Genomic DNA, 26592 nt, shown 5'->3' on the forward strand with positions numbered 1-26592 from the left:
GCCGGAAACCAGAAGCCGGAAACCAGTCAAAGAAATCAGGACCAGAAAGCAGAAACCAGGAACCAGGAAACAGGAACCAGGAACCAGGAAACAGGAACCAGGAACCAGGAACCAGCCAGAGGATCGTCGGGCAGCGGATGGCCCGGGAATGCGGAACGGCCCCGGATTGGAGTCCGGGGCCGTTCCGACGTGGTAGCGGGGACAGGATTTGAACCTGCGACCTCTGGGTTATGAGCCCAGCGAGCTACCGAGCTGCTCCACCCCGCGTCGGTTCGTACACCGTATCCCACCGACCCCCGTCGCCGCAAAACGCCCCAGGGGACGGCCACCCGGGCCCGCGTCCCGCCGGCCGGACGGGTTCGGGATCCGGCCGGCCCGGGTGGCGTACGCCTCAGCGCAGCCAGTCCTCGATCGCGTCCACCGCCCGCCGGCTGTCGGCGTCGACCTGCGACCGCGTCGAGGAGGTGCCCTCCCAGCCCTGTTCCCAGAGCACGGTCACCACGTCACCGACCCGGATCGCCCGGACCAGCCGGACCTCGTCGCCGCCCGTGGGGTTGCCGTCGACGTCCCGGGCCGGCGTGCGGGTCTCGAACAGCACCGACCCGTCGCCGAACCCGTCGTCGGTCAGCAGCCGCAGTCGGGAGGTCGACGCGTTGCCGCCGCCCACCCCGGGTTGCGCGGGGCAGTCCCGCACCGCCGCCCGCAACTCCCGGAGGAAGTCGTCGGCCCGGCCCGGCCGGTAGAGGGTGACGGTGTGCGCGTAGCTGCCGTCCGGGACGTACCCCTGCGGGGTCTGCGGCAGCTTGTAGGCCAGGTTGCGGGTGCGGCGGTGCACGATCCCGGCGTCGCTGCGGTAGCGGGCGTCGCAGAGCGCCGGCAGCGCGTCGGTGTCCCGGAAGACCGGTTCCAGGCCCGTCCGGTTCGCGGCCGCCTGGACGAAGAACGCCCGGTCCGGGACGTTGCCGGGCGTTCGGGGCGGCGCGGCCCCGGTGCGTCCCGGCGTGGCCGCCGGCGTACGCGTAGCGCTCGGCGAAGCGCTCGGCGCGGGGGTGGCGGTCGGCGGCGCGGACACGGTCGGTGAGGCCGGTACGGTCGCCGGCGGCGGGGCGGCGGCGGGCGGCGGCAGGGGGTCGCGCTCCTCGGCGAGCACCAGCCCGGTGCCGGTTGCCAGCCCGCCGACCAGCAGGGCCGTCCCGAGCGCGGCGCCGGTGATCCGGAGCCGCGCCCGCCGGTCGGCGCGCCTCCGCAGCTCCTCGGGGACGGCCAGGGTGCGGCCGTCGGCGTCCGCGGCGAGCGACCGGTAGAGATCGGACAGTTCACGCGACATCGTTCGCCTCCAACTCCTCGGCGGGCAGGCCGGGCAGCAGCGTGGCCAGCCGCGCCCGCCCCCGCGACAACCACGACTTGACGGTTCCTGCGGGCACCCGCGCCTCCCGGGCGATGTCCTGCACCGACATGTCGAGGAGGTAGTGCAGGGCGAGCGCCTGCCGCTGGGCGGCCGGCAGCCGGCGCAGCGCGCCCGCCAGCAGCACGGCGTCCTCGTTCGGCGGCGGCACCGGCTCGGGCGGCCCGCTGCGGCTCAGCGCCACGCGCCAACCCTGCAACCGGCGCCACCGGTCAGTGGCCAGCCGGGCGACCACCAGCCGCAGCCACGCCTCCGGCGCCGGGTGGGCGGCCAGTCCGGCCCACTGCCGCCAGGCCCGGGCGTACGCCTCCTGCACCAGGTCCTGTGCCTCGGTGTGGTCACCGGCCACGGCGTAGCCGTAGCGGAGCATCCGCCGGGAGGTGCTCCGGTAGAACTCGTCGAAGCTCGTCGCGTCTCTCATGTCTCCGACCCACGCTCCCCGGTCGATCCCGCATCTTGCAGGAGAGACGGCGCCAGGGGGCGGCGGGTTGCGGGTGCCCGGCCGGTGGTCGCGAACGCGACAGCGCCCCCGGCGTCGGGACCGGATCGGTCCGTCGGCCGGGGGCGCCGCGAGGGTGGTGGTGCGGGTCAGCCGCCCGGGGTGGGTGTGGCGCTGCCGCCCGGTGCCGGGGAGACCGGGGCGCTGGCGCCGGGCGTCGGGGAGGCGCTGGCACCGGTGGCGGCCCGCTGGGCCTGCTGGAAGGCGGTGAGCGCCTCGTCGAGTGCCTTCAGCGCGCGTCCGTACCGCTCGAAGTCGCCCGAGGTCTGCGCGGCCCGGACCTCCGCGATGGCGGTCTGGAGGCGGTTCGCCGCCTCGGCCAGCTCGCCGGTCAGCGGAGGTGCGGTCCCACCCGGCGGCGTGCCCCCGGCCGGCGGCGGGGCACCACCGGCGGGCGGCGGGGCGCCCGGGGCGGCGGCCTGCTTGCCCTGCTCGACGAGCTGCTTGATGCCGTCGGCCACGTTGTTGGCCAGCACCACGTAGGAACCGCCGTCGCCGTAGGACATCAGCACCCGCTGCAACAGCGGCGGCGCGTTCTGCGCGGCGGTCTTCACGTAGACCGGCTCGATGTAGAGCATGCCGTCGCCGAACGGCAGGGAGAGCAGGTTGCCGTACTGCACCTGGGCCTGCTGGGACTGGAGCAGGTTGAGCTGCTGCCGGATGTTCGCGTTGTTGGTCATCGACTGGTGCACCTGCACCGGGCCGGAGACCCGCGTCTGGTCGGGCAGGTCGAGCACCTCCAGCCTCGGCTGCCCGTCCACGTACGAACCGGAGATCAGCGCGGCGAGGTTCTCCCGGCCGTTCGGGGTGACCGCCGAGGTGAGCTGGAAGCGCGCCGAATCCTGGCCGGGGAACTGCGTGTAGAGGTAGTAGGGCGGCTGCTTCTGGCCGGTGTCGGGGGCGTCCGGCACGTTCGGCACCTGCCAGAAGTCCGTCTCCGAGTAGAAGGCGCCCGGGTCGGTCACGTGGAACCGGGTCAGCAGGTTGCGCTGCACCTTGAACAGGTCGGCCGGGTAGCGGAAGTGCTCGGCCAGCTCGGCCGGGATCTCCGACTTCGGCACCACCAGGTCACCGCCGAACGCCTTGTTCCACGCCTTGAGCACCGGGTCGGTCTCGTCGAACTCGTAGAGCCGGACCGTGCCGTCGTACGCGTCGACGGTGGCCTTCACGGAGTTGCGGATGTAGTTGACGTTCTCGCGGGCGAGCTGGAAGGTGCCCCGCCCGGTCAGCTCGTCGGCCGTCTGCTCCTGGAGGTTGACGCGCTCGGCGTACGGGTAGGTCGCCGCCGTGGTGTAGCCGTCGATGATCCACTGGATCCGGCCGTCCACCACCGCCGGGTACGGGTCGCCGTCGAGGGTGAGGAACGGGGCGACCTTCTCCACCCGGTCGCGGGGGTTACGCACGTAGAGCAGCTTCGAGTTGTCGTTGACCGCGTCGGAGAGCAGGAAGTTCGACTCCTGCTCCTTGATCGCGTAGAGCAGCCGCCGGGTGAACGAGCCGATCTCGACGCCGCCCTCACCGGTGTAGGTGTAGGACTCGCCGCCCTCGCCGACCGGGCGGTCGAACTCCGCCTTCCGCGCCGGGTCGGTCTGGCCGACGATCGCGTAGTCGCTGGCGTCCATCCGCTCGCCGTAGTAGACGCGGGGCTGCTTCGCCGCGATCTGCTCGGTCTGCGAGGCGCACTGCTCGGTCGTCTGCTGCCCCTGCTCCTTCTGCTGCTCCTGCGGGTCGCCGAGGAAGCCGGAGACGAAGAAGGGCTGGCCGCCGCAGACCACCCGGTTGCCGGGCGCCGCCACGAGCCCGTAGCCGTGGGTGTAGACGGTGTGCCGGTTGATCCAGGTGTTCTGCTGGGGGGTCAACTGCCGGTAGTTGACCTCGCGGAGGCCCACCACGTAGTCCTGCACCTTGCCGTTGACCCCGTACCGGTCGACGTCCAGCTTCTCGCCGAAGTCGTAGAACTGCCGGACCTGCTGGCGCTGGGTGTACGTCTCGGAGACCAGTTGCGGGTCGAGCAGCCGGATGTTCGGCACCACGGAGGTGTCCGTGGCGAGGGTCGCCGGCGGGGTCAGGTTGCTCGCCGCGTACGGCGTGGTGGTGGCCGCCTCCAGGCCGAACGCCGAGCGGGTGGCCTTGATGCTCCGCTCGATGTACGGCGCCTCCTTCTCCTTCGCGCTGGGCTTGACCTCGAAGGTCTGCACCGCCCAGGGGTAGATGCCGCCGATGGCGACGGCGGAGACGCCCAGCAGGGCGAGCGAGATGCCCGGCCAGACCAGGTTCCGCATCCAGGCGTTGGAGAAGACGATGATCGCGATCGCCACGACGATGGAGATGTAGGCGAGGATCTCCTTGGCCGGCAGCAGCGCGTTGACGTCGGCGTAGCCGGCGCCGTAGACGGGCCCGTCGCCGTACTCCAGCAGCATCGCGCGCCGGTCCAACACGTACGCGAGCGCCTTCAGCAGGACGAAGACCGCGACGAGCGTGCTCAGATGGGCCCGGGCGGCATTGGTCATCCGGTCGCCGACGCCCTGGAGCCGGACGCCACCGAAGACGTAGTGCACGGCGAGCGCACCGATCACGGAGAGCACCACCGCGGTGAAGCCCACTCCGAGCAGGTAGCGCAGGAACGGCAACTGGAAGACGTAGAAGCCGACGTCGATGCCGAACTCGGGGTCCTTCACGCCGAAGTCCCCGCCGTTGCGGAAGAGCAGCCACTGGTTCCACCGGCTCTGCGCCGACAGCCCGGCGAAGAGGCCGACCACCGCGGCGACCAGCGCGATCCACAGGCCGAGCCGGGGGCCCAGCAGCATCCGGTAGCGCTCCAGGGTGGCCTGCTCGGGCGAGTGCGGGCGCATCCGCGGGCGCAGCCGCTGGGCCAGCCAGAGGTTGCCGCCGACGATCAGCGCCATGCCCAGGCCGACGACGAAGAAGAGCATCAGCCGGGTCGTCAGCACCCCGGTGAAGACCCCGGTGTAGCGGACCTCGTCGAACCACAGCCAGTCCGTCCACGCCTGGACACCCCAGCCGAGCAGGGTGAAGAGCACGAACACCCCGACCAGGACACCGATCGTGACGCGCCCGCGTCGGCTCATCCTCGGCAGGGGGCTGCTGCTCTTCATGACCACTGTTGGCTCCGCACGCTCGATGTGATCGGCTCCGACCAGGCACCCAGAGTACGGGGTGTTCCTGAACGTGTCGGTCCAAGGTCACACGGCGTCGCGCCGCGCGGCGGAAGCGTCGATGGGCGGGCGGCCGGTGCGGGCCCGCCACGTACGCCGGGAACGCCCGCGCCCATGGTCAGCAGCGGGTCGGCTGACCCCCGGCGCGCAGCGTCTCCAGCGTGGTCAGTGCCTCGTCCAGCGAGCCGACCTTCAGCAGCGGCAGCCCGGGCTGCGGGTTGCGTACGGCCTCGGCGCAGTTCGCCGCCGGCACCAGGAACGCCACCGCGCCGGCCTCCTTCGCGCCCACCAGCTTCTGGGCGATGCCGCCGATCGGGCCGACCCGGCCGGAGTCGTCGATCGTGCCGGTGCCGGCGATGACCTTGCCGCCGGTCAGGTCCTCCGGGGTCAGCTTGTCCACGATGCCGAGGGCGAACATCAGGCCGGCGCTCGGCCCGCCGATGTCCTCCAGGTCGATGCTCAGGGTGAACGGGTGCGGCTGCTGCTGCTCGATCTCGACGCCGATGCGGGGCCGCCCGTCCTGCTCCCGGCTGCTGACCTTCGCCGTCGCGGCGGCGCCGTCGCGGGTGTAGCCGATCTCCAGCGCGGTCCCGGCCGGCTTCGCCCTGATCAGCTCCGTGAGGCGCGCGGCCAACGGGACCGGCTCCCCGTCCACCGAGGTCAGCACGTCGCCGGGCTTGAGTACGCCGGCCGCCGGGCCGTCGGCGGCGACGGTCTTGACCACCACCTGCACCGGGTACCCCAGCTCGCGCAGCGCCGCGGTCTCCGCGCTGGTCTGCGAGACCTTGAAGTCCTCCGCGTTGCGCTCCTCGACCTCCTTGCGGGTCTCCCCGGGCGGGTACACCAGCTCGCGCGGCACCACCGCCTCGTCGTCGGAGAACCAGCCCTGGATCGCCGAGCGCAGCTTGACCGAGGGCTGCACCCCGACCGTGGTCAGCCGGAGCTGGCCGGCGGAGGTGGACGTCTCCCGGCCGGTGACCTGGATGACCTCCTTGCCGTTCTCCTTGCCGAGCGTGTTGACGGTCGGCCCCGGGCCGAGCACCACGTACGGGATGGGCGCGCCGAGCACGCCGATGCTGAGCAGAGCGGTGAGCAGAGCACCGAGCAGGACGGTCACGCCGCGACGTCTCATGCGGCAGAGCGTACCGACCGGGATCGGGGCCTCCGGCGGGTGAATCGCGACTTCGCCCTCAGCGCAACGCCAGCGGCAGCTACCTGGGGCGCGGCGCGCGTACCGTAGACGTCGTGCCTGATATTCCGTTCGGTTTCGCGCTCCCGGGTGGGCAACCACCAGACCCCAACGATCCCGCGCAGATGCAGCAGTTCATGTCGCAGTTGCAGCACCTGCTCTCCGCGTCGGGCAGCGGGCCGGTCAACTGGGACCTGGCCCGGCAGGTGGCCGCCAGCCAACTCGCCGCCGCCGGCGACCCGGCGGTGTCGCCCTTCGAGCGCAACGCGGTGGAGGAGGCGTTGCGGCTCGCCGACCTGTGGCTGGAGCCGGCCTCCGCCCTGCCCTCGGGCATCCAGACCTCGCTGGCCTGGAACCGCAACGAGTGGATCTACAAGACGCTCGACGTCTGGCGCAAGCTCTGCGACCCGGTCGCCAGCCGGATGGTCGGCGCGATGGGCGACCTGGTGCCGCCGGAGGCGCGCGCCCAGCTCGGCCCGATGCAGTCGATGGTCGCCACCCTCGGTGGCGCGCTCTTCGGCGGTCAGCTCGGCCAGGCGCTCGGCTCGCTCGCCGCGGAGGTGCTCTCCGCCGGCGACATCGGGCTGCCGCTGGGGCCGGCCGGCACGGCCGCGCTGATCCCGGCCAACATCCGGGCGTACGGCGAGGGCCTGGAGCTGCCCGAGGACGAGGTGCGCCTCTACGTCGCCCTGCGTGAGGCCGCCCACCAGCGGCTCTTCCAGCACGTGCCGTGGCTGCGCGGGCACGTGCTCAACGCCGTGGAGATGTACGCCGCCGGCATCCGGGTCAACCGGGAGGCGATCGAGGAGGCGATGGGCCGGGTCGACCCGACCGACCCGGAGTCGATGCAGGCGATCGCGCTGGAGGGCATCTTCACGCCGGAAGACAGCCCGGCGCAGAAGGCGTCGCTGGCCCGGCTGGAGACCGCCCTGGCCCTGGTCGAGGGCTGGGTGTGCCACGTGGTCGACAGCGCGGCGAGCGGCCGGCTGCCCAACGTGGTGAGCCTGGGCGAGGCGTTCCGCCGCCGCAGGGCCGCCGGTGGCCCGGCCGAGCAGACCTTCGCGGCGCTGGTCGGCCTGGAGCTGCGTCCGCGCCGGCTGCGCGAGGCGGCGGCCCTCTGGGCGGCGCTGACCGAGCACCGGGGCATCTCCGGTCGGGACGCCCTGTGGGGCCACCCCGACCTGCTCCCCTCCGACGACGACTTCGCCGACCCGGTCGCCTTCGCGATGTCCGAGTGGGACCTCGGCGAGCTGGAGAGCTTCGACTTCAGCGCGCCGGGCGGCCCGGAGGAGAAGGCCCCGGGCGAGCCGGAGCAGCGGCGCCCGGACGACGAGCCCGAGGGCGGCGACAACCGCCCCTGACCTGCCGACGGCGAATGCCGCCCGACCCGCCCGGGTCGGACGGCCCCTGCCGGCGATCGACGGGGTCGTGACCGGGTGCCCGTCCGCAGCAGCTCAGCGGGGCTGTGCGGTGCCGGAGAGCAGGGCGCGGGTGGTCTCCCAGCCCTCCACCGCCGGGTCGAGGAAGGCCAGGTCGTCCGGCCCACGCAGGCGTCGCCAGGCCGGGGTCACCGCCAGGTCGCCGGGTCGCGGCGCCGCCGCGCGCACGGCCGCGGGCCGCGCGGTGTCCAGGTCCAGCGCCGGCAGCCACGCCGGTACGGGCAGCCGCGTGGCCACGCCGAGCAGCCCCGGTCCACCGCCCTCGACCGGGGCGACCGCGACCGGCCGGGTGGTGAGCGGGCGCAGCAGCTTGCCGATGGTCAGGCCCGGCACGTCCGGCGCGTCGCCGGCGATCACGGCCACCTGGTCGTAGCCGGTGTCGGCGAGGGCGGCGAAGACGGCGTTCGGGGTCGCCTCGGGGACCTCGTACACGGCCGTGTCCGGCCAGACCACCGCGTCGGCCAGCCCCCGGTCCGCCGGGGTGACGGCGACGGCCGTCTCCACCTCGTTGAGCGTGGCGAGCAGATCGACCACGTCCTCGGCGAGCGCGGCCCGCCAGTCCACCGGGTCGGTACCGGGCGGCGCCCAGGTCACCGGTCCGAGCAACGCCACCACCACACGTCGGGCCACCCCACGACCCTAACCGGGCGCGCCACGAGCCACGAGCGACGGGCGCGGGGAAATCGGCGTCGAGATCTTGGCAGGAGCGGGCCCCTGGACGGGCCGTTTCCTACCAAGATCTTGCCGGCCTCGTCGGCCCCGGCAGCGCCGGCGGAAGCACCGGCAGCGTGACAGAAGGCCAGGCAGCGCCGGCAGCGTCAGTAGCGCGGGCAGGAGGCGTTGGCGCGGATCGGGACGGCGGGTGCCCGGCGGCGGTGCCGAGGGTCAGTCCGTCAGCGGGGTGCCGGAGGCCGCCGCGACGCCCTCCAGGTAGCCGCGCGCCCGCTCGGACTTCGGGTAGCGCGCGACGAGGGACCAGAACCGGGCGTTGTGGCTGGGCACGATGAGGTGCGCGAGCTCGTGCATCAGCACGTAGTCGATGACCCAGTCGGGCATGTCCCGGACGCGGTGCGAGATGCGGATCGTGCCGTCGTCGGGGGTGCAGGACCCCCACCGGCCGTTCTGGTTGGTGACCCAGCGGACGCTCGTCGGTACGGCCTGCGTGCCGTGTTCGGCGAGGTAGAGCTTGATCAGGCGGGTGGCCCGGGCGAGCAGCTCGGCGTCGGACCGGGCGAGGCGCCCCTCCCGGGCGGCGAGCCGGGCGAGCATCCGGTCGACCCACTCGCTCTCCTCGGCCCGGGAGAACTGGTCCGGGATGAGGACGACGACCCGTTCACCGTCGCGGTACGCGGACACCGTGCGTCGCCGACGCTGGCTGCGCCGCACCTCGACGACCGGCTTCCGCACCCCTGCCATCAGCGGGCCGCGCAGCCTCGGATTCCTGTCACGAAGGAAAGCTAATGCGTACTGACCAGGGGTCCGCAAGGGTCAACACCCCGACACTCGCCCGGAAAATGGTGATTGGTCGGCAGGAGTCCCAAAAAATCTTTGCCGGGCCACGGCGATTCGCCGCCGTCACCCTTCGTGGCGGCCGTCCGCGGGTGCGGAGGGCGTGGCACCAGTGGCCTCCGTCGGGTGCGGCGGGCGCCCCGTCCACGTTAGGTGATCTCCGTGGCGGGCGCAGCTCGGGGTGCCCCGCACGGGGCATCTGACCGGATTCGGTCGGCGTGTCCCCGCCAAACTGACTTATCCGACGTAATTCGCCATGCACACTCTCGACGTCGACTTGCTCACAGTGACGAAGCACAGCTGACATGGAACCGCCCAGACCTGGGTAGGGTCCGCGGACCAGCGGTCACGAGCGTGGCCGCGGGAGAACGACCCCAGCGCCGGTGCCCGAGTGGCCCGCCGCCGGGAACCCCCGCCGGGACGGCATCGGCCGGCGGACGAGACGAGGAGGGCACCGTGGCCGACCAGGCCCAGACCTACAACGGTTACTGCGTCAAGTGCAAGGAGAAGCGGGATTTCGAGGGCCGCGTCGAGGTCTCGAAGACCGGGATGAACATGGCCAAGGGCAAGTGTCCGGTCTGCGGCACAACAGTGAACCGCATCCTGGGCAAGGCGAAGGTCTGACCCGTACGGATGCGCCGGAGGGGGCGGCCGTCGGCCGCCCCCTCCGGCATCACCACACCCGATCCGCCCGTCGTACCCGCTCGCGCACTGTCGGCTCGCCGACATGGTTACCGGCGAGTTGTGGATATCCCCGAATTTCCTGTGGACAGCCCTGGACAGGGCACCGCGCACCTGTGGACAACGATCGACAGTGAGCACGGACACGGTCACGATCGGTGTCATGCGCCGTGCCACGCTGCCCCGCCCCACCCTGCTGCCGGGCCTCACCAGACTCTGGCGGGACCGCCACACCCTCCAACTCGGCGTCGACCCGGGCCGCGCCGTGCTGCTGGAGATCGCCGACCCCCGGGCCGCCCGCCTGCTCGACCTGCTCGACGGCACCCGTAGCGAACGGCTGGTCCTCGCGCACGCCGTCGCCGCCGAGGTCGCCCCCGACGAGGCCCGCGCCCTGCTCGACGCCCTGCGGGCCGCGGGCCTGGTCGTACCCGCGCACACCCTGCTGCCGAAGGACCTGGCCGGCCCGCCCCGGGCCCGGCTCACCGCCGAGGCGGGGGCGCTCGCCCTGGCCGCGGCGCGGCTGCCCGGCACGCCCGCCCAGGTGCTGCGCCGGCGGCTGGCCGCCCGGGTGGTGGTCAGCGGCGCCGGCCACCTCGGCGCCCCGGTCGCCCTGGCGCTGGCCCAGGCCGGGGTGGGGCACGTGCACCCGGACCTGGCCGGCCCGGTGCGGCCGGCGGACCTGGTCGGCACGGGCATCCCGGCCGCCGCGCTCGGCCGTCCGCTCGCCCGGGCGGTACGCGACGCCGTCGAGCGGGCCGCCCCCGGCACGGGCACGGGCCCTCTCCGGCGGGGCCGGGTCGACCTGGTCGTCCAGCTCGGCACGGACCGGCCGGCCGCCCTGCTCGCCGCCGGTCACGCCCAGCGCCGCCAGCCGCACCTGCTGCTCGGCCTCCGGGAGGGCGTGCCCGTGGTCGGCCCGCTCGTCCGCCCGCCCACCGGCCCCTGCCTGAACTGCCTCGACCTGCACCGGGCGGACCGGGACCCGGACTGGCCGGCGCTGGCCGCCCAGCTCGCCACGGGCGCCGGCGAGCAGGCGTGCGCCACCGCGACCCTGCTGGCGGCCGGGGCGTACGCGGCGGCCGAGGCGCTGGCCCAGCTCGACGGGGGCACCCCGGAGACCCTGGGCTGCGCGGTGGAGATCACCGGGGCGGGGCGGTTCCGTCGCCGGACGTGGCCGCCGCACCCCTCCTGCGGATGTTCGCGACGACACCGGTGACGCCACCGAAGGCGGGGACGGGCACCCAGCCCGGCGGCAGAGCAGCCGTGGGCCCCCGGAGTCGGTAACAATGGCCGGGTGACCGACATCCCGCGCCGGGCCGTGTCCCGGACCGCCAAGCTCGCCGCTCTGCCGCTCGGCTTCGCCGGTCGGACCGTCCTCGGCATGGGTAAGCGCGTCACGGGGCTCGCCTCCGACGTGATCTCCGCGGAGATCCAGCAACGCACCGCCGAGCAGCTCTTCAGCGTGTTGGGGCAGCTCAAGGGCGGCGCGATGAAGTTCGGCCAGGCGCTGTCGGTCTTCGAGGCCGCCCTGCCCGAGGAGATCGCCGCCCCCTACCGGCAGGCCCTCACCAAGCTCCAGGAGGCGGCGCCGCCGCTGCCGGCGGCCAGCGTGCACAAGGTGCTCGCCGAGCAGCTCGGCCCGGACTGGCGGGACCGGTTCGTGGAGTTCGACGACACCCCCGCCGCCGCGGCCAGCATCGGCCAGGTGCACCGGGCGGTGTGGCGGGAGCCGGGCTACGGGCCTTCCGGCGCGCCGCAGTCCCGCGACGTGGCTGTCAAGATCCAGTATCCGGGCGCCGGCGACGCCCTGCTCGCCGACCTCAAGCAGCTCTCCCGCCTCGGTGGGATGTTCCGGGCGATCCAGCCCGGGCTGGACGTCAAGCCGCTCCTGGCGGAGCTGCGGGAACGGATCACCGAGGAACTCGACTACGAGTTGGAGGCCGAGTCGCAGCGCGCCTTCGCCGCCGCGTACGCGGACGATCCGGAGATCCACATCCCGGCGGTGGTCTCGGCGTCGCCCCGGGTCCTGGTCACCGAGTGGGTGGAGGGCACCCCGCTGGCGGAGATCATCCGCGAGGGCACGGAAGAGCAGCGCGACGAGGCCGGCCGACTGATGGCCATCCTGCACCTGTCCGCGCCGCAGCGGGCCGGGCTGCTGCACGCCGACCCGCACCCGGGCAACTTCCGGCTGCTGGCGGACGGCCGGCTCGGCGTGATCGACTTCGGCGCGGTGGCCCGGATGCCGGAGGGCACGCCCGAGCCGATCGGCCGCATCGCCGCGCTGGCGTTGCGGGGCGACGCCGACGAGGTGGTGGCGGGCCTGCGCTCGGAGGGCTTCATCGGCCCCACCGAGGAGATCGACGCCGAGGCGGTGCTCGACTTCCTGCGTCCGATGCTGGAGCCCATCGCCGCCGAGGAGTTCCGGTTCACCCGGGCCTGGCTGCGCACGGAGGCGACCCGGTTGGCGAGCCCCCGCTCCCCCGCTTACCAGTTGAGCCGGCAGCTCAACCTGCCGCCGTCGTACCTGCTCATCCACCGGGTGACGCTCGGCTCGATCGGCGTGCTCTGCCAGCTGGAGGCGAAGGCGCCCTACCGGGGCATCCTGGAGCGCTGGCTGCCCGGTTTCGCCCCGTCCGCCGAGCGGCCCCCGGCGGGCGGCTGAGCGGCCCGGCAGGCGGCTGGGTCGGCTGAGCGGCCGGCGCGGCGGCGCGGAACGCGTCGAGGGGCGGTGGCCGGATTCCGGCCACCGCCCCTCGACAATCGGTGGGGTACTAGAGAACGCCCAGGTCGCGCGCCGCCCGGTTGCGGCTGTTCATGGCGACGGTACGGGCGGAAAGGGTTGCCTCAGTGCTCGTGGTGGTACGACCGGCCTGAGGCCGGCGCATTCGAGCCCGGGACAACGCTTCGTGAAGTAGTTGCATCTCGGCGACTCCGTCAAGAACGTTCAGCATGGTGGTCAGCTCTCTCGTCGCCGGCGTGACACCGGCGTGGGTGGGTTGGATCGGGTGCATGTCAGGCCGCCAGCCGGACCGTGGTGCGCGACTCGGACAGCCCACTGGCCGCCAGTCGCGCCTCGGCCTCGACCCGGAGCGCCGCGTCGCGGGCGAGGTCCTCCTTGCGCGGACGGCCACGGGGCCGCTTGCGCGGGACGACCGCGCCACGCTCGAAGATCTCGCCGCCCCAGACGCCCCAGGGCTCGGCCCGCTCCACCGCCCCGGCCAGGCACTCGACGCGCAGCGGGCAGTCCCCGCAGAGCGACTTGGCCAGCTCGAGCTCGGCGGGCGAGTCGGAGAACCACAGGTCGGGGTCGAACTTCCGGCAGGGCAGGTTCGCCTCCACCTCGACGCTCACGTCGAGCGGGGCCAACGCCAGACTCATCGCCCGGTCACCTCTCTCTCACTTCGATCTCGTGGATCGCATTTCCGACGTACTTGGCGGGCAAAAAACTGAGGCCGCGGATCCCGGTAGCGGGTTCCGCGGCCTCGAGGTGAGCCGTTGGTCTGAGGATCAGACCGGTCTACCTCGAGGTGGAACTCCGCGGACGTCCATGTGACGCTTGACAGCATCGACGCCCTTGCCCGTGAAGCCACTGGTCCCCTGGATTCCGTTCGGCGCGGTGGCGAGAATCAGCTCGGCCTGAGTCTCGACCCGGTGCACCTGGGAAACCGACGGTCGCGCAGCGGCGAGGGCCACCCGGACAGCCGACAGCGGAGCGACGGCAGCGGGCAGCGCCGCCGGACGCTCGCAGATGTAGACGCTCTCCATTGGGGCCACCTCCTCTGACGTTCACTCGTGCCGATACGGTCTCTACCCCTCGTGAGCAGCCCGAATGGCGCCGCTCGCGAGGTGTGTCATGAGGCTATTCCTCGCCACGGGGCGAGGGCAAACGAATTTACGGCGAGATTTCGAAAGTTTTCTCCGGGCAGACGTCGTCGACCGCCGCGCCCGCCACCAGCGCCAGCACCGCCTCCCCGTAGAGGCCGAGTTTCCGGGGCCCGATGCCGGCGATCGCGATCAGCTCCTCCGCCCGGCCGGGGCGCCGCTCCGCGAGCGCGACCAGAGTGGCGTCGGTGAAGACCACATAGGCCGGTACCCGCTGCCCGCCGGCCACCCGCTGGCGCCACTCGCGCAGGCGTTCGTGCAGCTCCTCGTCGATGTCCGAGGGGCAGGTGGGGCAGCGACCCAGCTTGCGGTCCGGCCCGGCGAGCAGGGTGGCGCCACAGATCCGGCAGGAGACGATCTGGGTCCGGCGGCGCTCCGGCCGGCGCGCCGCCGGCGCGGCCCCGGCCCGCTCGGCACCACCGGAGCGGTCGAGCTGCGGCAGGAACCGCGAGGGCCGCCGGGCCCGCCCGCCCGGGGATCGGGCCGAGGCGTACGACAGCCAGAGCCACTCCCTCGCGCGGGTGACGCCGACGTAGAGCAGCCGGCGCTCCTCCTCGACCTGTTCCACGGTCTTGGCGTACGTGGTGGGCAGGGTGCCCTCGGAGAGGCCGACCAGGAAGACCGCGTCCCACTCCAGGCCCTTGGCCGAGTGCAGCGAGGCCAGGGTCACCCCGTCCACCGTCGGCACGTGCTGTGCGGCGGCCCGTCGGGCCAGCTCGTCGTTGAAGTCGGCCAGGGTGACCGGGCGCTCGACCGAGGCGGCGGGCCCGATCGGCAGCACCTGCGGCGTGGCGGCGTACTCCTCGGCGAGTTGCACCAGCGCGGCGAGCGCCTCCCACCGCTCGCGGGCGGCGCCGCCGGCCGGGGCGGCGTCGGGGGCCCAGCCGACCGCGGTGAGCGCCTCCACCACGGCGGCGGGCAGCGGGGTCTCCCCGGGGATCGACCGCGTGGCGGCCCGCAGGGCGACCATCGCCTGCCGGACCTCGGCCCGCTCGAAGAACCGCTCCGCGCCCTGCACCACGTACGGCACCTGCGCCTCGGTCAGCGCCTTCTCGTACGCCTCGGACTGCGCGTTGGTCCGGAACAGCACGGCGATCTCCTTCGCCGGGGTGCCGGCGTCGACCAGGGCGCGGCAGCGCGCGGCCACCGCGTTGGCCTCGGCCGGCTCGTCGGTGAAGATCCGCAGCTCCGGTTCGGGGCCGGGCGGGCGCTGGCCGACCAGCTCCAGGCGCAGCCGGGCCTCGGCGCCCCGCGCCTGGGAGATCACCGCGTTGGCCAGCCCGACGACCTGCGGGGTGGAGCGGTAGTCGCGGACCAGCCGGACCACCGTCGCGCCCCGGTACCGGCGCGGGAAGTCGACCAGGTACGACGAGGTGGCCCCGGTGAACGAGTAGATCGTCTGGCTGGCGTCGCCGACCACGGTCAGGTCGTCCCGCCCGCCCAGCCACGCCTGGAGCAGCCGCTGCTGGAGGGGGTTGACGTCCTGGTACTCGTCGACGACGAAGTGCCGGTACTGGGCGCGGACCTGCTCGGCGACGTCCCGGTGCTCCTCGATGCCCCAGACCGCGGCGCGCAGCATGTCCTCGAAGTCGATCACGCCGTTGGACCGCTTGAGCCGCTCGTACGCCGCGAAGACCTCGGCGACCCGGGCCGGCTCGTGCGGGGTGTCCCGCATCGCCTTCGCCGCCGCGACGACGTACTCCCCCGGTTCCACCAGCGAAGACTTCGCCCACTCGATCTCGCCGGCGAGGTCCCGGGCGGCCGCCCGGTCGGTACGCAGGCCGGCCTTGGCCGCGGCGAGGGTGACCAGCCGGACCTTGCTGTCCAGCAGCTCGGGCATGGCCCGCCCCTGGAGCAGCCGGGGCGCGAAGTAGCGCACCTGACGCAGGGCCGCCGCGTGGAAGGTGCGCGCCTGGACGCCGCCCACCCCGAGCGCGGTGAGCCGGGCGCGCATCTCGGCGGCGGCGCGGGCCGTGAAGGTCACCGCGAGCACGTGCCGGGCGGAGATCTCCCCGGAGAGCGCCCGGTGGGCGATCCGGGAGGTGACCGCGCGGGTCTTGCCGGTGCCGGCGCCGGCGAGGATGCAGACCGGTCCGGCCGGGGCGGTCACCGCCGACCGCTGCTCCGGGTCGAGCCCGGCGAGCACGCGTTCGGATGCTGAGTGAACCACCACAGCGAGGAATTGTCTCAGCTCCGCCGGACGTTGCAGCGGTTAGCCTGGGCTTGATCGGCAAGCCGCCACGCGGACCGTTGGAGGATCTGACCATGCTGACGATGTATTCGACCCCCTGGTGCGGCTACTGCCACCGGCTGAAGTCGCAGCTCGACCGGGAGGGCATCGGCTACGAGGTGGTCGACATCGAGCAGGACACGAAGGCCGCGGAGTTCGTGATGAGCGTCAACGGCGGCAACCAGACCGTCCCGACGCTGCGTTTCGCCGACGGCAGCGCCCTGACCAACCCCTCGATCACCCAGGTCAAGCAGCACCTGGCCACGATCGACGCCTGACCCGACGCACCACCGCCGACGAGCGGCCGCCCACCCGGGCCGGCCGCTCGTCGCGTCCTGCGCGCCGGCCCGGCGACGGCGTTGCGGCAGGGGCCACCCGACGCGCCGGCCCGCGTGGCACGCCAGAGGCGCTGCGGCGACTCCGCCCTCAGCGCGCCGGGCCCGGTGGGATCGTGCCGACCACCTCCTGGCCCGCCGCGTCGACCGGGTCGACGGCGGCGGGCACCTCGGCGGGCCGGCGTTGGGCGGGGATCCGGACGGGCGGCGGTGGGCTGAGCGTGCGGCCGTGCCAGAGGAAGCCGCCGGCGAGCAGGGTGGCCACCCCGATCAGGGCGAACAGGACGCGGTAGTCCAGCACCCCGACGAGCAGCGCCCCCGCGCCGATCGAGAGCGCCTGCGGGCCGCTGACCACGGCCTCCGAGGCCGCGGCGACCCGGCCGAGCAGCACCTGCGGGGTGCGCCGCTGGATCAGCGTGTGCAGCCCGACCATGGTCAGCGGCAGCGACACTCCGGCCAGCAGCACCGCGACGAAGCCGAGCCAGAGGTTCGGGTACACCAGCGCCAGCGAGGCCGGCCCGAAGAACGCCACCCCGGCGGCGAGCGTGCCCACCTCGCCGGCGCGGCGCACCACGGCCGGGGAGAGCAGCCCGCCGACCAGTCCGCCGATGCCCTGCACGGTGACCAGCACGCCGACGAACGCGGCGTCCCGGCGCAGCCCCTGGTCGACGTACGCGAAGATCAACGACTCGCTGAAGCCCATCGCCAGCGACCCCAGTCCGTAGCCGAGCAGCGCCCGGCGCAGCGCCGGCTCCCCGGCCAGGTGCCGCAGGCCGGCGCTCACCTCGGCCCGCCAGCGCAGCCCGGGCCCGGTGGGCGGCGTCTCCGTCGTGCGGATCAGGCCCACCACGACGGCCGCCGACAGGAAGCCGACCATCCCGATCACGGCCAGCATCCAGCCGCCGACGGCGGCGTAGAGCCCGGCGCCGGCCAGCGGGCCGATCAGCCGCAGCCCCTGGCGCACGGTCTGGAGCACGCCGTTCGCCTCGGCCAGCAGCTCCACCGGCACGAGCTGGCGGATCAGGCCGCTGAGCACCGCGCTGAGGGTGATGTACGACAGGCCGTACAGGGCCGCCACCACGTAGATGATCCACACGTCGGTCCGGTCCCGCACCACGAGGAGCGGGGTGAGCAGCACGGCCGTCACCAGGTTCGCCGCCACGAAGAACGGGCGCCGGGGGTAGCGGTCGACGATCCACCCCACCAGCGGGGCCAGGGTCATCGGGGCGATGACCGCGAAGATGGTGGCGCCGGCCAGCCCGTCCGAACCGGTCAGGTCCTTCACCCAGATGGCGAGGGCCAGCAGCAGGATCGACTCGGCGGCCATGCTGGCGAGCAGGCCGCCGAAGAGCAGGCGGAAATCCGGGCGGCGCAGGACGGTGCGCATGGGGTCCCTCCGGCGGGGGTGGTGCGCGGCGTGGCGCGGTCTGGGGTGGCGCGGTCGGGTCGACGGCGTCGTACCGGACGCCGCGCCCTTCCACGGTCCTCTTTTCTTCGAGACACGCCCCCGACCGGGACCTCCGGCGGGAGGCGCGCCGTCCATACTGACCGTGGGGGGCGAATTTCATACAGTTACCGTCGCGTCTGCGGCGGTCCACGGGAAAAGAGGACGTCGTGCCTCCTGCCTCACCCAGCCCTATCCTGCGCCGCCGCAGGTTGGGCACCGAGCTGCGCCGGCTGCGCGAGGCCGCGGGTCTCACCGGAGACCAGGTCATCGAGCGGATCGGCTGGGCGTCCGCGTCCAAGTTGTCCCGACTGGAGAACGGCCGCAGCCGCCCGGACCCGGAGGACGTCCGCGTACTGCTGGACCTCTACGGCGTCGACGGGGCGCTACGCGGGGAGCTCCTCGGCATCACCCAGGAGGCCGGCGACATCCGCGGCTGGCTGCGGAACTACCCGGTGATGACCCAGCAGCAGCGCAGCTTCGCCGAGCTGGAGGCGGGCTGCGCGGAGATCTCGGAATACAACCCGGTCCTGGTGCCGGGCCTGCTCCAGACGCCGGACTACGCGTCGGTACGGATCGCCTCGGCCCGGCGGGTCGACGAGGAGGCCGGCGATCCTGAGGCCGGTGAGGACATCGACACCGAGGTGCGGGCCCGGCTGGCCCGCCAGTCGCTGCTCACCCGCGCGACCGACGCGCCCCGCTACACGGCGGTGCTGGAGGAGGCGGCGCTCGGCGGCCGGACCGCGCCGCCGGAGGTGTTGCGCGCGCAGCTCGTACAGCTCTGCGAACTGGCGATGCTGCCGAACGTCACGCTGCACGTGCTGCCGCGCGACACCCAGATCGGCGACTGGTACCTCCCGCCGACCGCGTTCTCGGTCTACCGGTTCGCCGATCCGCTCGATCCGGAGACGCTGGCGATCGAAGGGGGCTTCACCGACGTCATGTCCACCGAGGTAAACACCCTAAATCGCTATAAAGTGGTGTTCGAGTGGCTATGCACGGCGGCGCTCTCCGAATCGGACACCCTCTCCTGGCTGATCGAGGCGACGGGGCGGCTGCCCGGCACGGCGACCGCGTCCACGGTGGCGTACGGGCCGGCAACGGCGCCGACCCAACGCCGCCGGCATTCCGGGCGCCTGACGGAGCGGTGATCACGGGGGCCCACCGTCGGGTCGTGCGGCGCCACTCGTTCCATCGGAGCAGTTCACCTCAGGAGTGGCACGATGAACGAGATCCGCAACACGCCGTCCGTACCCGCCCAGCTCGAGCACGCCCCGTGGCGTAAGAGCACGCGCAGCCAGACCTCGAACTGCGTCGAGGTCGCACCACTGAGGACCGGGCCGGCCGCGGTGGCCCTGCGGGACAGCAAGGACCAGGGCGGTCCGGTGCTGCTGTTCAACCGGGCGGGCTGGCTGGGCTTCATCGCCGGCGCGAAGAACGGACAGTTCGACCTGAACTGATCCGTCGATCGTCGCGGGGCCGCCGGCAGCCTGCCGGCGGCCCCGTCGTGTCTGCGCCGTTCCACCCCGCCGACCAGGCATCCGATGATCGGACGAGCCTCCGGACCAATCGTCGCGTTTCACTTGATGAGACGACCGCGCGGCGTAACATGACGGCAGAGTGACGTGGAACTTCCACCCGTTCCCCACCCTCGCGATTCATCCGGAGACCCGCATGCGGTTCCTGATCGTTCGCACCGACATCCGCGCTGCCGCCGACGTCGACATCGCCGCCGCATGGGCGTGCGGTGGCCGACTGCGGGACGAGACCACCACGCCCGAGCCGCGCCGCCAGATCGTGCACGCCGAGGAGCGCGACGCCGCGCTGCTGCTGGCCCGGGCCCTCGCCACGGTCGGCGCGGTCCGCTCCGGCAAGCAACGGGTCAAGGTGCTCCCGCTCGACGAGCCGGGCCGCGGACTGCGGGCCGCACCCGACGACCGCGGCAGTTGACCCGCACCCAGACGTCCGTCGTGGTCGGACCGGCTCCCCCGCCGTGTTCCTTGCCCCAGCCGACCATGACGGGCCGTGATCCCGGCCCGTGACCGTCGCGGCAACGGCGGCCACGGGCCGGGAGCGCACGGGCTCCCGCCCACCGGCACGCCCGCGCGCGGCGGGACCGGCTCAGCAGTGCCCGTCGAGCCAGCGGTGGATCAGGAAGAGCGCGATCGACGACGGCGGCGGCAGCACCAGCCGGGCCCCGCCGACCTCCACCGGCCGTCCCGCCAGCGCCGCGCCGATCTCCCGGCGGGAGAACCACCGGGCGTACGCGATCTCCGTCGGATCCACCTGCACCGGGCGCTCCGGATCCGCGGTGGCGAGGAAGCCGAGCATCAGCGAGCCGGGAAACGGCCACGCCTGGCTGCCCGCGTACGCGATGTCGTCGACCGGGACGCCGACCTCCTCGCGGACCTCGCGCAGCACCGCGGCCTCGGCCGACTCACCCGGCTCGACGTAGCCCGCGAGGCAGGAGAACCGGCGCTCGCCGGCGGTGTGCGGCCAGGTGGCGTTGTTGCCGAGCAGGCACCGCCCGTCCTGGCCCGGGACGCCGTCGTGCACGAGCACGATCATCGCGGGATCGGTACGCGGCCAGATCCGCTCCCCGGCCGGGTCGACCCGGGACCAGCCGGCCTCGTCCACCTCGGTCGGGTGCCCGGTGGCCGACGAGTAGCGGTGCCGCAGGTGCCAGTTGACCAGCGCCAGCGCGGTGGTGAACAGCCCGGCGTCGCGGTCGCCGAGCAGGTGCCCGACCTCACGCAGGTGTGCCGCCCGGGCCCCCGACACCGCCGGCAGCGGGGCGTCCACGGCGAAGACCGGCACCCCGTCCGGCTCGATGCCGAGGAACATCGGCGACGTCGGCCCGGGCAGCCCGGCCGGATCGACCAGCACCAGCGTCGGCGGCGACGTGTCCGTACGCACCAGCGCCCGGCCGCCGTCGGCGGAGTCGAGCACCAGCACCCGGGCCTGGCTCCACGCCTGCGCCAGCCACGCGGGGTCGTTGCGCCGGTGGGCCGCCCGGTCCAGGGTGGAACGGGCCAGCGGCGGCGCGGGCTCCCCGCTCACGGCCGCGCCGGCTCGGTGGTGACCGGGGCCAGCGCCGCCAACTGCGGCCCGATCCGCTCGGCGTCGCCGAGCACCACGGTGACCGCCCGCGCCGGGGCGAGGTAGCGGGCCGCCGCCTCGGCCACGTCTGTCACGGTCGCCTTCGCCAGCCGGGCGGCGTGCTCGGCCAGGAAGTCCAGGCGCAGCCCGCTGCCGGCGTACGCGCTGGTCAGCGAGGCGAGCCCGGCCTGGGTGGACATGCCGAGCTGGAGGGTGCCGAGGGCGTACTGGCGGGCCTGCTCCAGCTCCTCCTCGCGGGGCGGGAGAGTGGCCAGCCGGCCGAGCTCGTACGTCGTCTCCAGCAGCGCCGGCCCGGTGACCTCGGTGGCCACCTCGGCGGCGGCGACCAGCACCGACCCGGCCACCGAGTGCTCGACAAGCGAGTGCGGCCCGTACGTGTAGCCCTTGTCCTCGCGGATGTTTTCCACCCAGCGGGAGGAGAAGTAGCCGCCGAAGATCAGGTTGGCCAGTTGGAGCGCGGCGTGGTCGGGATGGGTGCGGGGCACCGCCGGCAGCGCCATCCGCAGCGAGGACTGCACCGATCCCGGCCGGTCGACCAGCAGCAGCGGCCCGGGCTCCAGCGGCGGGGCGGGCGGCAGGTCGGCCGTGTGCCCGGCGCCGTTCCACCCCGACAGCGCCTTCTCGGCGGCGTCCAGCGCCCGGTCCGGCTGCACGTCGCCGACCAGCACCAGCACGGCGTCGGCGGGGTGCACCCGCTGGGCGTGCAGGGTCCGCAGCACGCCCGGCCGGACCGACCTGACCGCCTCCGGTTCGGGGGTCTGCACCGCGTACGGGTGGGTGCCGTAGACCCGCCGGAGCAGGGCGGTGCGGGCCAGGTGCGCCGGCTGGCTGCGCGCCACGTGGATCCGGTCCACCAGCCGGTCCCGCTCCGTGGCGACGTCGTCGTTCGGGTAGCTCGCGTCGGTCAGCACCTCGGCGAGGATCTCCAGCATCCGGTCCAGCCCGGTGACCAGCCCTGCGCCGGAGAGCATCAGCCGGTCCGGGTCGATCCCCGCGGAGAGCCCGCCGCCGACCTTCTGCAACTCGGCCGCGATCTGCACGCTGGACATGGTCCGCGTGCCGGAGAGCAGGGTCTGCGCGAGCATGGCGCCCCGGGCCAGGTGGGTGCGGCCGAACGGCATCCACAGCCGCACCTCCACCAGCGGCACCGCCGGCCGGCGTACGGCGATCACGGTCAGCCCGTTGCCCAGCGTGCGCTCGGCCTGCTTCGGCAGCTTGAGCCTGCGGTTGGGGCCGAGCGGCGGCAGCGCCCGGGGCGCGGCCGGTGCGGTTGCCGTCACTGGCTCTCCTTCGTTCGCGACTGCGGGGCTCGCGACCCCGGCTCACTCCTCGCGCTCACCGGTCTTCCTTCGTTCGCGACTGCGGGGCTCGCAAACCCGGCTCACTCCTCGCGCTCACCGGCCACCTCCGGGGATGACCTCGATGGACGCGCGGCGCTCGGGCCGCAGGGTGGCCGCGGCGGCGCGGACCTGCTCGTCGGTGACCTCGCCGACGAGCCGGGGCAGGTCGTTGAGCAGCCCCGGCTCGCCGCGCTGCTGCTCCAGCACGGCCATCTGCAACGCCCGGCCGAGCACCGCGTCGGTGTCGCGCAACAGGTGGGTCGCCATCCGGGCCTGGGTGCGGGCTAGCTCCCCCTCGGCCACGCCGTCGGTGGCCAGCCGGTCCAGTTCCTCGTCGATGGTGCGCAGCACCTTGTCCACGTCCCCGCCGGGTGGCAGGTGCGCCTGGAGCAGCAGCGCCGTCGGGTCCCGCACGTCGAACGGGTCGCCCATGAAGCCGACGTAGCCGCCGAGGCTGGTCACCGCCCGGTCCCGCTGGACCAGCCGCTCGACCAGCCGGGACGCGTCGCCGTCGGTGAGCACCTCGGCCAGCACGACGTACGGCAGGTAGGCGGCGAAGTCGGTGATCGGGTCGGGCACCCGCCAGGCGCCGGCCACCGCCGGCAGCGGGGCCAACTCGTCGGTGTACGAGGTGCGCCGCTCCCCGGTCAGGTCGGGCTCGGTGAAGTCGGGCCGTTCCGGGGCGGGACGCGCCGGCACGTCGCCGAAGTGCCGCTCGATCAGCGTGGTCGCCTCGGCGACGTCGATGTCGCCGCTGACCGCCAGCACCGCGTTGCCGCTCGCGTAGTAGCGGCGGAAGAAGTCGGCGGCGTCGGAGACGGTGGCCGACTCCAGGTCGACGAAGGAGCCGTAGCCGTCGTGCGCGTTCGGGAAGGTGTCGAACATGACCGGCGGCAGGGTCAGCCAGGGGAAGCCGCCGTACGGGCGGTTGAGCACGTTGACCCGGATCTCCTCCTTGACCACGTCGACCTGGTTGCGCAGGTTCTCCTCGGTCAGCCGGGGGCCGCGCATCCGGTCGGCCTCCAGGAACAGCGCCCGCTCCAGGGCGTTGCTCGGCAGGGTCTCGAAGTAGTCGGTGTAGTCCAGGTGGGTGGAGCCGTTGAAGGTGCCGCCCGCCCCCTGCACGTGCCGGAAGTGCGCCAGCTTCTCCAGGTTCTCGGAGCCCTGGAACATGAGGTGCTCGAAGAGGTGCGCGAAGCCGGTGCGACCCTCGGGTTCGGAGCGGATGCCGACGTCGTAGACGACCGCCACCCCGATCACCGGGGCGCTGCGGTCGGGGGTCAGGACCACCCGCAGGCCGTTGTCGAGGGTGAACCGCTCGACCGGGTACTTCGTCGCTGGAATTCTCGATCTCCGCGCCGCCACGGGATCGACCCTAGCGTGTCGGCTCCCCCGCCACCTGCGACCTCTCGCCAGCGGCCCCGACCGGCGCCCGGGGCGTCGCGCGCAGCCGCCCCGGCGGTCGGGGTCGACGCCGGGAACACCTGCCGCAAAACCCATCCAACCAATAGAGATTGCCGCTTTTCCTGGGACGCCGATCCCGACATGTGGTCGGCCCTTGACGCCAGTTCGCCACCTGCCCCAGTCTTCCTACCAACTAAGTAGGAATACTGCGGATTGGATGGACGATGAGACGGCTCCCCATGCGTCGGTGGGTCTCCCTGGCCACCCTCGCCGTCGTCGGCGTGGCGACCCTGGGCACCGCCGCCGCCTGCGGCGACGACAGCGAGGGCGCGGGCGGCGGCTCCGGCCCGACGACGCTGCGGCTCGGCTACTTCCCCAACATCACCCACGCGCCGGCGGTGGTCGGCGTGGAGAAGGGCATCTTCGCCGAGAAGCTCGGCACCGGCGTCAAGCTGGAGACGAAGACCTTCAACGCCGGGCCCGCCGCGATCGAGGCGATCTTCTCCGGCGCGCTCGACGCCACGTACATCGGTCCGAACCCCACCGTGAACGCCTTCTCGAAGTCCAAGGGCGAGGCCGTCCGGGTCATCTCCGGCGCGGCCTCCGGCGGCGTCGCGCTCGTCGTCAAGCCCGAGATCACCTCGGTGGAGCAGCTCCGGGGCCGCAAGATCGCCACCCCGCAGCTGGGCAACACCCAGGACGTGGCCATCCGCTTCTGGCTCAAGGAGAAGGGGCTCACGACGACCAAGGAGGGCGGCGGCGACGTCAAGATCATCCCGCAGGAGAACGCCCAGACGGTGGAGACGTTCAACAGCGGGGCCATCGACGGCGCCTGGGTGCCCGAGCCGTTCGTCTCCCGGCTGGTCAACGCGGGCGGCAAGGTGCTCGTCGACGAGCGCGACCTCTGGCCGGACCGCAAGTTCGTCATCACCAACCTGATCGTCAGCACCAAGTTCCTCAAGGCCCACCCCGACGTGGTGAAGAAGCTGGTCGAGGGCCAGGTGGCCGCGAACGAGTTCGTCAACAGCAAGCCGGACGAGGCGCACCAGGCCATCTCCGACCACATCGGGAAGATCAGCGGCAAGCCGCTCGACCTCAAGCTGATCAAGCAGGCCTGGCCGACGCTGGAGTTCACCAACGACCCGATCGCCTCGTCGCTGAAGACCGGGCTCGACCACGCCGTCGCGGTCGGGCTGACCCAGCCGGTCAGCCTCGACGGCCTCTACGACCTGACCCACCTCAACGAGGTGCTCAAGGCCCAGGGCAAGACAGAGGTCGCCCAACCATGACGTCGACCACGACGACGCCACGCAGCGCGACCGGCTCGGTCGCGCTGCACGGCGTCACCAAGGTGTACGGGCGCGGGCCCAACGCCGTCGTCGCCCTGGACGGGGTCTCCCTCGACGTCGCGCCCGGCGAGTTCGTCTGCCTGGTCGGGGCCTCCGGCTGCGGCAAGAGCACCCTGCTCAACCTGGTCGCCGGCCTCGACCGGCCCAGCGGCGGGCGGATCGACCTCGACGAGGGCGTCGAGCCGGGACTGATGTTCCAGGAGCCCGCCCTCTTCCCCTGGCTGACCGTCGAGGGCAACGTCGAGGTGCCGCTGAAGCTGCGCGGGCTGCCCCGGGCCGCGCGGCGGGACCGGGTCGCCGAACTGCTCGGCACGGTGCACCTGGCCGACTTCGGCCGCAAGCGCCCGCACGAGCTGTCCGGCGGCATGCGCCAGCGGGTGGCGCTGGCCCGCACCCTAGCCCTGGACACGCCGGTGCTGCTGATGGACGAGCCGTTCGGCGCGCTGGACGCGATGACCCGGGACATCCTGCACGACGAGCTGGAACGGATCTGGACGGAGCGGCGGCTCACCGTGCTCTTCGTGACGCACAACGTCCGCGAGGCGGCCCGGCTCGCCGATCGGATCATCCTGCTCTCCAGCCGGCCCGGCCGGATCATCTGGTCCACCCCGGTCGACGTGCCCCGGCCGCGCCGCATCGACTCCCCCGAGGTCGCCGCGATCGCCGCCGAGGTCACCGGCCGCCTGCGTACGGAGGTGGGCCGCCATGGCCGGTGACACCCTCGCCGCCGTCCCGCGTACGGACGCGGAGATCTCCGGGCTGGACGCCCTGGAGCTGGCCGGCCGGGAGAACAGCCGCACCCGGGCCAGCCGGCTCTGGGCGGCGACCTGGCCGAAGCTGGCCGCCCTCGCCCTGGCCGTCGGCGCCTGGCAGGTCGTGGTCTGGACCGGCTGGAAGCCCGAGTACTCGTTGCCGGGCCCGGTGGCCGTGGGGCAGGAGCTGCTCCGGCAGATCAGCGGCGTCCAACTCTGGGAGGGGCTGGTCACCACCCTGCGCCGGGCAGCCCTCGGCTACCTCTTCTCGGTCGCCGTCGGCCTGCTGCTCGGCCTCGCGGTGGCCCGGTCGCGGATCCTGCGGGCCGCGATCGGCTCGATGATCACCGCGTTGCAGACGATGCCGTCGATCGCCTGGTTCCCGCTGGCGATCCTGCTGTTCGAGCTGAGCGAGAAGGCCATCTTCTTCGTGGTGGTGCTCGGCGCCGCGCCGTCCATCGCCAACGGCGTGATCGCCGGCGTGGACTACGTGCCGCCGCTGCTGCTGCGCGCCGGCCGCAACCTCGGCGCCCGGGGACTCAACCTGTACCGGTACGTCATCGCGCCCGCCGCGCTGCCGGCCATCGTGGCCGGTCTCAAGCAGGGCTGGGCGTTCTCCTGGCGCAGCCTGATGGCCGGCGAGCTGATCGTGGTCGGCATCTCGCAGACCTCGCTGGGCGCGCAGCTGACCTACTCGCGGGAACTCTCCGATTCGCCCTGGCTGATCTCCACGATGATCGTGATCCTGGTGCTGGGCCTGGTGGTCGACGCCGCGTTCGGGGCGGCGGACAAGGCGATCCGGCGGCGGTGGGGCGTGCTGGACCAGGCGGGTCAGTGA

General features: G+C 73.3%; 24 protein-coding genes and 1 tRNA gene. 11 read left to right on the forward strand and 14 right to left on the reverse strand.

Going from position 1 to position 26592, the window contains the following annotated elements:
• Positions 1 to 190: 190 nt before the first annotated feature.
• From AB0883_RS04775 to AB0883_RS04795, 5 genes are all read right to left on the reverse strand, one after another.
• A tRNA-Met gene (locus AB0883_RS04775) sits at positions 191 to 267 on the reverse strand.
• Positions 268 to 391: 124 nt separating this feature from the next.
• Complete coding sequence (locus tag AB0883_RS04780; RefSeq protein WP_366639467.1) at positions 392 to 1327, reverse strand: hypothetical protein; 936 nt, start codon at positions 1325 to 1327, stop codon at positions 392 to 394.
• Positions 1317 to 1826 carry a sigma-70 family RNA polymerase sigma factor gene (locus AB0883_RS04785; protein WP_366639468.1) on the reverse strand — a complete coding sequence of 170 codons (510 nt, stop codon included), beginning with the start codon at positions 1824 to 1826 and terminating at the stop codon, positions 1317 to 1319. Before AB0883_RS04785 ends, AB0883_RS04780 begins: the two co-directional genes overlap by 11 nt.
• Positions 1827 to 1993: 167 nt before the next feature.
• Positions 1994 to 5020: a UPF0182 family protein gene (locus tag AB0883_RS04790; RefSeq protein WP_366639470.1), complete on the reverse strand. Its 3027-nt coding sequence runs from the start codon at positions 5018 to 5020 to the stop codon at positions 1994 to 1996.
• A gap of 178 nt (positions 5021 to 5198) precedes the next feature.
• Entirely contained in the window at positions 5199 to 6212 is a 1014-nt protein-coding gene (locus AB0883_RS04795; protein ID WP_366639471.1) for a PDZ domain-containing protein, read from the reverse strand.
• Between the two features lie 182 nt (positions 6213 to 6394).
• On the opposite strand from AB0883_RS04795, the gene AB0883_RS04800 reads away from it, so the two are divergent.
• On the forward strand, positions 6395 to 7630 hold the full coding sequence (locus AB0883_RS04800) for a zinc-dependent metalloprotease (RefSeq protein ID WP_366639473.1): 1236 nt from the start codon (positions 6395 to 6397) through the stop codon (positions 7628 to 7630).
• A gap of 93 nt (positions 7631 to 7723) precedes the next feature.
• Here the strand turns inward: AB0883_RS04800 and AB0883_RS04805 are convergent, their stop codons facing one another.
• A complete protein-coding gene (locus AB0883_RS04805) occupies positions 7724 to 8338 on the reverse strand; it encodes a hypothetical protein (RefSeq protein WP_366639475.1) in 615 nt (204 codons plus the stop codon).
• 255 nt (positions 8339 to 8593) lie between these two features.
• Positions 8594 to 9124: a M48 family metallopeptidase gene (locus AB0883_RS04810; RefSeq protein WP_366639477.1), complete on the reverse strand. Its 531-nt coding sequence runs from the start codon at positions 9122 to 9124 to the stop codon at positions 8594 to 8596.
• Positions 9125 to 9673: 549 nt separating this feature from the next.
• Here AB0883_RS04810 and AB0883_RS04815 point away from each other — a divergent pair.
• The 3 genes from AB0883_RS04815 (at position 9674) to AB0883_RS04825 (ending at position 12560) form a co-directional block, all read left to right on the forward strand.
• Positions 9674 to 9841: a DUF5679 domain-containing protein gene (locus AB0883_RS04815; RefSeq protein ID WP_012014940.1), complete on the forward strand. Its 168-nt coding sequence runs from the start codon at positions 9674 to 9676 to the stop codon at positions 9839 to 9841.
• Between the two features lie 220 nt (positions 9842 to 10061).
• A complete protein-coding gene (locus tag AB0883_RS04820) occupies positions 10062 to 11114 on the forward strand; it encodes a TOMM precursor leader peptide-binding protein (RefSeq protein ID WP_366640295.1) in 1053 nt (350 codons plus the stop codon).
• 78 nt (positions 11115 to 11192) lie between these two features.
• Positions 11193 to 12560: an AarF/ABC1/UbiB kinase family protein gene (locus tag AB0883_RS04825; RefSeq protein ID WP_366639479.1), complete on the forward strand. Its 1368-nt coding sequence runs from the start codon at positions 11193 to 11195 to the stop codon at positions 12558 to 12560.
• A gap of 350 nt (positions 12561 to 12910) precedes the next feature.
• Here the strand turns inward: AB0883_RS04825 and AB0883_RS04830 are convergent, their stop codons facing one another.
• The 3 genes from AB0883_RS04830 to AB0883_RS04840 all read right to left on the reverse strand — a co-directional run bounded on the left by AB0883_RS04830 (position 12911) and on the right by AB0883_RS04840 (position 15953).
• Positions 12911 to 13276 (reverse strand): WhiB family transcriptional regulator, encoded by a 366-nt coding sequence (locus AB0883_RS04830; protein ID WP_088998544.1) that lies wholly within the window; start codon positions 13274 to 13276, stop codon positions 12911 to 12913.
• A gap of 129 nt (positions 13277 to 13405) precedes the next feature.
• Complete coding sequence (locus AB0883_RS04835) at positions 13406 to 13663, reverse strand: hypothetical protein (RefSeq protein WP_366639480.1); 258 nt, start codon at positions 13661 to 13663, stop codon at positions 13406 to 13408.
• A 127-nt stretch (positions 13664 to 13790) separates the two neighbouring features.
• Positions 13791 to 15953 carry an ATP-dependent DNA helicase UvrD2 gene (locus AB0883_RS04840; protein ID WP_366639482.1) on the reverse strand — a complete coding sequence of 721 codons (2163 nt, stop codon included), beginning with the start codon at positions 15951 to 15953 and terminating at the stop codon, positions 13791 to 13793.
• A 92-nt stretch (positions 15954 to 16045) separates the two neighbouring features.
• Here AB0883_RS04840 and AB0883_RS04845 point away from each other — a divergent pair, with 92 nt between their 5' ends.
• Positions 16046 to 16288: a mycoredoxin gene (locus tag AB0883_RS04845; RefSeq protein ID WP_121399716.1), complete on the forward strand. Its 243-nt coding sequence runs from the start codon at positions 16046 to 16048 to the stop codon at positions 16286 to 16288.
• Between the two features lie 148 nt (positions 16289 to 16436).
• Here AB0883_RS04845 and AB0883_RS04850 read toward each other — a convergent pair whose 3' ends face one another.
• A complete protein-coding gene (locus AB0883_RS04850) occupies positions 16437 to 17888 on the reverse strand; it encodes an MFS transporter (protein WP_366639484.1) in 1452 nt (483 codons plus the stop codon).
• Between the two features lie 71 nt (positions 17889 to 17959).
• On the opposite strand from AB0883_RS04850, the gene AB0883_RS04855 reads away from it, so the two are divergent.
• The 3 genes from AB0883_RS04855 to AB0883_RS04865 all read left to right on the forward strand — a co-directional run bounded on the left by AB0883_RS04855 (position 17960) and on the right by AB0883_RS04865 (position 19739).
• On the forward strand, positions 17960 to 18940 hold the full coding sequence (locus tag AB0883_RS04855; protein ID WP_366639486.1) for a helix-turn-helix transcriptional regulator: 981 nt from the start codon (positions 17960 to 17962) through the stop codon (positions 18938 to 18940).
• A gap of 72 nt (positions 18941 to 19012) precedes the next feature.
• A complete protein-coding gene (locus AB0883_RS04860; protein WP_366639487.1) occupies positions 19013 to 19249 on the forward strand; it encodes a DUF397 domain-containing protein in 237 nt (78 codons plus the stop codon).
• 214 nt (positions 19250 to 19463) lie between these two features.
• The gene (locus tag AB0883_RS04865; protein ID WP_366640297.1) at positions 19464 to 19739 is read left to right on the forward strand and encodes a hypothetical protein; all 276 of its coding nucleotides are present in this window, start codon (positions 19464 to 19466) and stop codon (positions 19737 to 19739) included.
• Between the two features lie 171 nt (positions 19740 to 19910).
• Here the strand turns inward: AB0883_RS04865 and nudC are convergent, their stop codons facing one another.
• From nudC to AB0883_RS04880, 3 genes are all read right to left on the reverse strand, one after another.
• A complete protein-coding gene (gene nudC, locus AB0883_RS04870; RefSeq protein ID WP_366639489.1) occupies positions 19911 to 20849 on the reverse strand; it encodes an NAD(+) diphosphatase in 939 nt (312 codons plus the stop codon).
• Positions 20846 to 22189 carry a pitrilysin family protein gene (locus AB0883_RS04875; RefSeq protein WP_366639490.1) on the reverse strand — a complete coding sequence of 448 codons (1344 nt, stop codon included), beginning with the start codon at positions 22187 to 22189 and terminating at the stop codon, positions 20846 to 20848. The genes nudC and AB0883_RS04875 overlap by 4 nt, the downstream gene beginning before the upstream one ends.
• Before the next feature lie 114 nt (positions 22190 to 22303).
• A complete protein-coding gene (locus AB0883_RS04880; RefSeq protein WP_121399722.1) occupies positions 22304 to 23614 on the reverse strand; it encodes a pitrilysin family protein in 1311 nt (436 codons plus the stop codon).
• 263 nt (positions 23615 to 23877) lie between these two features.
• Between AB0883_RS04880 and AB0883_RS04885 the strand changes: the two genes are divergently transcribed.
• From AB0883_RS04885 to AB0883_RS04895, 3 genes are read left to right on the forward strand one after another with little or no spacing between them, the layout of a single operon-like run.
• Complete coding sequence (locus AB0883_RS04885) at positions 23878 to 24942, forward strand: ABC transporter substrate-binding protein (RefSeq protein ID WP_366639492.1); 1065 nt, start codon at positions 23878 to 23880, stop codon at positions 24940 to 24942.
• Positions 24939 to 25718 carry an ABC transporter ATP-binding protein gene (locus AB0883_RS04890; RefSeq protein ID WP_366639493.1) on the forward strand — a complete coding sequence of 260 codons (780 nt, stop codon included), beginning with the start codon at positions 24939 to 24941 and terminating at the stop codon, positions 25716 to 25718. Before AB0883_RS04885 ends, AB0883_RS04890 begins: the two co-directional genes overlap by 4 nt.
• Positions 25708 to 26592, forward strand: a complete 885-nt coding sequence (locus tag AB0883_RS04895; RefSeq protein ID WP_366639495.1) for an ABC transporter permease — start codon at positions 25708 to 25710, stop codon at positions 26590 to 26592. The genes AB0883_RS04890 and AB0883_RS04895 overlap by 11 nt, the downstream gene beginning before the upstream one ends.

The sequence above is a fragment of the Micromonospora sp. NPDC047812 genome (assembly GCF_040704175.1).
GTDB lineage: Bacteria > Actinomycetota > Actinomycetes > Mycobacteriales > Micromonosporaceae > Micromonospora.

Coding starts and splice junctions, on each gene's coding strand:
- AB0883_RS04780 (WP_366639467.1), bottom strand. CDS start 1,327: ATGTCGCGTGAACTGTCCGATCTCTACCGGTCGCTCGCCGCGGACGCC.
- AB0883_RS04785 (WP_366639468.1), bottom strand. CDS start 1,826: ATGAGAGACGCGACGAGCTTCGACGAGTTCTACCGGAGCACCTCCCGG.
- AB0883_RS04790 (WP_366639470.1), bottom strand. CDS start 5,020: ATGAAGAGCAGCAGCCCCCTGCCGAGGATGAGCCGACGCGGGCGCGTC.
- AB0883_RS04795 (WP_366639471.1), bottom strand. CDS start 6,212: ATGAGACGTCGCGGCGTGACCGTCCTGCTCGGTGCTCTGCTCACCGCT.
- AB0883_RS04800 (WP_366639473.1), top strand. CDS start 6,395: ATGCAGCAGTTCATGTCGCAGTTGCAGCACCTGCTCTCCGCGTCGGGC.
- AB0883_RS04810 (WP_366639477.1), bottom strand. CDS start 9,124: ATGGCAGGGGTGCGGAAGCCGGTCGTCGAGGTGCGGCGCAGCCAGCGT.
- AB0883_RS04820 (WP_366640295.1), top strand. CDS start 10,062: ATGCGCCGTGCCACGCTGCCCCGCCCCACCCTGCTGCCGGGCCTCACC.
- AB0883_RS04830 (WP_088998544.1), bottom strand. CDS start 13,276: ATGAGTCTGGCGTTGGCCCCGCTCGACGTGAGCGTCGAGGTGGAGGCG.
- AB0883_RS04835 (WP_366639480.1), bottom strand. CDS start 13,663: ATGGAGAGCGTCTACATCTGCGAGCGTCCGGCGGCGCTGCCCGCTGCC.
- AB0883_RS04845 (WP_121399716.1), top strand. CDS start 16,046: ATGCTGACGATGTATTCGACCCCCTGGTGCGGCTACTGCCACCGGCTG.
- AB0883_RS04850 (WP_366639484.1), bottom strand. CDS start 17,888: ATGGACGGCGCGCCTCCCGCCGGAGGTCCCGGTCGGGGGCGTGTCTCG.
- AB0883_RS04860 (WP_366639487.1), top strand. CDS start 19,013: ATGAACGAGATCCGCAACACGCCGTCCGTACCCGCCCAGCTCGAGCAC.
- AB0883_RS04865 (WP_366640297.1), top strand. CDS start 19,464: ATGCGGTTCCTGATCGTTCGCACCGACATCCGCGCTGCCGCCGACGTC.
- AB0883_RS04885 (WP_366639492.1), top strand. CDS start 23,878: ATGAGACGGCTCCCCATGCGTCGGTGGGTCTCCCTGGCCACCCTCGCC.
- AB0883_RS04890 (WP_366639493.1), top strand. CDS start 24,939: ATGACGTCGACCACGACGACGCCACGCAGCGCGACCGGCTCGGTCGCG.
- AB0883_RS04895 (WP_366639495.1), top strand. CDS start 25,708: ATGGCCGGTGACACCCTCGCCGCCGTCCCGCGTACGGACGCGGAGATC.